The sequence below is a fragment of the Mesorhizobium sp. WSM4832 genome (assembly GCF_055811115.1).
In genome coordinates this window covers 1-1,333 of record NZ_JBVVQH010000054.1, presented here as the reverse complement: position 1 = coordinate 1,333, position 1,333 = coordinate 1, and the positions used below count along the sequence as shown (strand labels likewise).

Below are 1,333 nucleotides of genomic sequence, written 5' to 3'. Positions count from 1 at the left end.
GTTCCAAACCTTGACAGCGGACATCAGAGCGGTGTTCTCAGGCCACGGCCTTGAGCTCGAGCTTGTTGATGTAGACCCAAGGCAGGAGATCGTCGATCTGGCTGTTGGGGTGACCGTTGACGATCTTGGTGAGGACATCGGCGAGATAGCCGAGCGGTTCGACACCATTGAGCTTGCAGGTTTCGATCAGCGAGGCGATGACTGCCCAGTGTTCGGCGCCGCCGTCAGAGCCTGCGAAGAGCGCGTTCTTGCGGTTGAGCGCCATCACCCGTTCATTGTGCCCATGTCGGGGACGAACTGGAAGTTCATTATCGCTGGCATCCATATTTTGGCCGAAAGGTCAGCGTGCGGCGTGTGGAGCAGCGGGTAACTGGGCAGTTTCTCAAGGTGCAATCCCCATCGGGCATTGTCGTATCGATTCCAGGCTGGATGGTGGATTCAGCCGCTTGCGCGGGCATGACATTTGGCCCGCCACAGGTTGATCTCACGGCCTTGTCTGATCTGAAGAGGCTGGTCATGCCGGTCGCTGTTTCCACAAACTTCCCAAGCGAGAATGGAATCGCACGGGAGAAAGTCGATGAAACAGCACAACGTGCCTGCACCGAACTCGGGCAGGCAGATGAGCCTGATATTCGAACCCCACAGGCTGGAGGGGATGAACGAAGTGGAGCGGGCGAAGGCCTTGCTGACGCTCGCTCAAATCCTCATGCAGGCCGCCGGTCTGATCGTCGAGGAGCTCGATGATGACCAGCACTGATCTGATCCCAACTGCGCTCTTGAAGCGCAAGGCCGTCGTCTATGTACGCCAGTCGACGCAGTCCCAGGTCATGACCAACCTGGAGAGCCAGCGACGGCAATATGATCTGGTCGACATTGCGCGACAGCGCGGCTTCGCCGATATCGAAGTCATCGACGACGATCTCGGCCGATCGGTGAACGGCTGGCTACAGGTTCCGCCGCCAAAACCGCCGGCACAAAGGCAGGAGAATCTTGCTGCGCCGAAGCGGCCTGTTTGCGCGCTTCGCGGCGCCAGGCGAAGACCTGCTGCGGCCTAAGGCCATACCGACGGGCGACCTCGGAAATGATTGCGTTCGGCTCCAGCGTCTCCGCGATGATCCGCGCCTTGTCATCCACCGACCAGTGACGCCGACCGCCGGCACCGTTGATCACCTCGAAACGCCGAAGCTGCCGCTCCGGATCAAGCGTAAGGTCAAGTCCAGACACAAGCCGATCTCCGATCCCAATACAGGATCGGCAACCTCACAGATCGCGACCACTCCCGAAAGGTGGTCCGGAAACACCGCTCTCTGATGTCCGCTGTCAAGGTTTGGAA

At 59.5% G+C, this 1,333-nt stretch carries 2 protein-coding genes and 2 pseudogenes; 2 read left to right on the top strand and 2 right to left on the bottom strand.

Annotation, left to right across the window (positions count from 1 at the left end; all coding sequences use genetic code 11):
- Positions 1-37: 37 nt before the first annotated feature.
- A pseudogene (locus AC0L2L_RS33310) lies at positions 38-271 on the bottom strand (transposase domain-containing protein); the annotation flags it as partial.
- 306 nt (positions 272-577) lie between these two features.
- On the opposite strand from AC0L2L_RS33310, the gene AC0L2L_RS33305 reads away from it, so the two are divergent.
- Both AC0L2L_RS33305 and AC0L2L_RS33300 read left to right on the top strand, forming a co-directional pair.
- The gene (locus AC0L2L_RS33305) at positions 578-757 is read left to right on the top strand and encodes a hypothetical protein (RefSeq protein ID WP_473584014.1); all 180 of its coding nucleotides are present in this window, start codon (positions 578-580) and stop codon (positions 755-757) included.
- A pseudogene (locus AC0L2L_RS33300) lies at positions 744-956 on the top strand (recombinase family protein); the annotation flags it as partial. The gene AC0L2L_RS33305 and the pseudogene AC0L2L_RS33300, both read left to right, overlap by 14 nt.
- Here the strand turns inward: AC0L2L_RS33300 and AC0L2L_RS33295 are convergent.
- A complete protein-coding gene (locus AC0L2L_RS33295) occupies positions 907-1,134 on the bottom strand; it encodes a transposase (RefSeq protein WP_473584015.1) in 228 nt (75 codons plus the stop codon). The pseudogene AC0L2L_RS33300 and the gene AC0L2L_RS33295 sit on opposite strands and share 50 nt — an antisense overlap.
- Positions 1,135-1,333: the final 199 nt, after the last annotated feature.

What these genes read in the sequence shown, in the direction of transcription:
- AC0L2L_RS33305 (WP_473584014.1), top strand. Translation starts at nt 578, where the DNA reads ATGAAACAGCACAACGTGCCTGCACCGAACTCGGGCAGGCAGATGAGC.